Origin of the sequence: Candidatus Protofrankia californiensis, from assembly GCF_900634765.1 — a bacterium.
Taxonomy (GTDB): domain Bacteria; phylum Actinomycetota; class Actinomycetes; order Frankiales; family Frankiaceae; genus Protofrankia; species Protofrankia californiensis.
In genome coordinates, this window is record NZ_CAAAFT010000127.1 from 8,524 (window position 1) to 10,339 (window position 1,816).

The following is a 1,816-nucleotide window of genomic DNA, read 5'->3' on the forward strand; positions in this document are numbered from 1 at the left end:
CGTAGGCCGCGCCGGAGCTGGGTGACCCGCGGTGTCGGGGGGATCGGCGCGGTCAGCCTGCTCGCCGACATCGGTCATGAGGTCCCCAGCGTGGGTGTGCCCGGCGCAGCTCACACACCGCCGCCTCCACCTCCGGGGATGCCTGATGCGGACACGCCACCGGCCGTTTCGCCCGGTCCGCCAACCCGGCCAGGCCCTCGGCCCGGTAGCGAGAACACCAGGTCGACACCGACTGGCGGGACACCCCGATCTGCGCGGCGACCTCTCCCACCCGGGCTCCCGCCTCCGTGGCCAACACCGCCCGGTACCGCTGCTCGACGCGTGATAACTCCACCAGGACCAATCCCGGCCTCCCGCTCTGTGACGCCCCTCAAACGCCACAGAGCAGACAGGCCGACGACGGCCGTCAAGCATGAGGCGGAACCGGAACGTCAAGCATGTCCCGGACAGGACACTGACACCAGCTCCAGCCTCAGCTGGACAGGCCGCACATCAGAGCGGAAGCCGCGCTCAGTGGATGCGACCGGAGCAGGCGAGCGTGCCGCAGACGTGCACGTATCCCACCTCCCGAACTGCGTGAGCCGCCGACCCGGGCGGCGACACCACGACACGCGGTAACCAAACGTACATCATATTGTTGCTGTAGGTGACACTGGCGAGATGCTCGCCCGGAGGTGAGACCGAGGTGGCGGAGCCTGGCGGTCTCGCTGTCCGGACAGACGCTGGGGGGGTGTGACCTGTCTCGGGAGCGGGATCTGCGAGCAGCAGATCACGAGAGGAGTTGTCCATCAATGCGTGTAGTCGTCACCGGCGGGGAAGGGTTCCTTGGTAGTCACCTGTGTGAACGTCTCTGGCGGACGGGTGCGAGGCGGTCTGTTTCGACAGCTTCCTCATCGGACGGCCGGGCAACGTTGAGCACCTGCTCTCCGAGCCCGGTTTCCGGCTGCTGTGTAGAGACCTGCCCAGACCGGTGAATATCGGGAACCCGCACGAGATGAGGGTCCTCGCCCTGGCGGGGCCCGTGATCGAGCTGTGCGGAGCCGACGTCCCGATCAGCTTCGTCCCGCGGCCGCCGGACGACCCCACCGTCCGCCAACCTGACATCAGGCTGGCCCGGGAGAGACTCAGCTGGGAGCCAAAGACCAATCTTCGGGGCGGGCTGACCGCCACGATCGCACGGTTCGCAGTCGCGTTGGGCGTCACGCTGGGAAGTCACACCACGCATAGCCCCCTTAGCGCCCCCGCGATGCGCCGCGCGGCCACACTAACCCGCGCCCGGTGAGCGTCGGCTCATGTGCGGAGGGGCCAGAGCGGCCGCGGGTTTGGGAACGATGCCGATCTGAGCTACCTGCACGACGCGGTCGGCCGGCTCGCTGCGAGCCTGCGCCGCGGTTGCCTGGTCGTCGGAGAATCCACCGTGCCGGCAGGTACGGCGGGCGGTCCTGGACGCAAGGCTCGCCCGAGAGGCACCGGCCGGCCGGGCGGGCACCGGAGGCGTCGACCTCGCCTGGAATCCGGAATTCCTGCGTGAAGGCTTCGCGGTTGAGGACACCCTGCGGCCCGACCGGGCTCGTCTCCGGTGTCGTGTCTCGCTCGGCGGAGCAGCAGCTGCGGGCGGTCTACACCCAGCTGATCGAGGCCTGCACCCCGATGATCGTAACCGAACAGATTGGACACCACCAAACGATGGAAGTACACGGCTCGTCCGGCGACATCCCTCACCAGGATGGCGGCGAAGGCGATTCGGATACGACTGCATTTCTGGCAGATCAGGCTCGCATTCGCTCGGCGGAGGGCGGCACCCGAAACGCGCTAG

2 protein-coding genes and 2 pseudogenes are annotated in these 1,816 nt (G+C 68.2%); 3 read left to right on the forward strand and 1 reads right to left on the reverse strand.

The window, feature by feature from the left end; genetic code table 11:
• Window positions 1-79 precede the first annotated feature (79 nt).
• A pseudogene (locus DD1DGNOD_RS07545) lies at window positions 80-343 on the reverse strand (helix-turn-helix domain-containing protein); the annotation flags it as partial.
• A 448-nt stretch (window positions 344-791) separates the two neighbouring features.
• On the opposite strand from DD1DGNOD_RS07545, the gene DD1DGNOD_RS30710 reads away from it, so the two are divergent.
• From DD1DGNOD_RS30710 to DD1DGNOD_RS31100, 3 genes and pseudogenes are all read left to right on the forward strand, one after another.
• Window positions 792-974 (forward strand): NAD-dependent epimerase/dehydratase family protein, encoded by a 183-nt coding sequence (locus DD1DGNOD_RS30710; protein WP_346434281.1) that lies wholly within the window; start codon window positions 792-794, stop codon window positions 972-974.
• Window positions 975-994: 20 nt separating this feature from the next.
• Window positions 995-1,282, forward strand: coding sequence for a hypothetical protein (locus DD1DGNOD_RS28955; protein WP_241255534.1), 288 nt, complete (start codon window positions 995-997; stop codon window positions 1,280-1,282).
• Between the two features lie 120 nt (window positions 1,283-1,402).
• A pseudogene (locus tag DD1DGNOD_RS31100) lies at window positions 1,403-1,665 on the forward strand (UDP-glucose 6-dehydrogenase); the annotation flags it as partial.
• Window positions 1,666-1,816 lie beyond the last annotated feature (151 nt).

Bases quoted from the DNA above. Each gene is read 5' to 3' on its own strand.
- DD1DGNOD_RS30710 (WP_346434281.1), top strand. From the start codon at position 792: ATGCGTGTAGTCGTCACCGGCGGGGAAGGGTTCCTTGGTAGTCACCTG.
- DD1DGNOD_RS28955 (WP_241255534.1), top strand. From the start codon at position 995: ATGAGGGTCCTCGCCCTGGCGGGGCCCGTGATCGAGCTGTGCGGAGCC.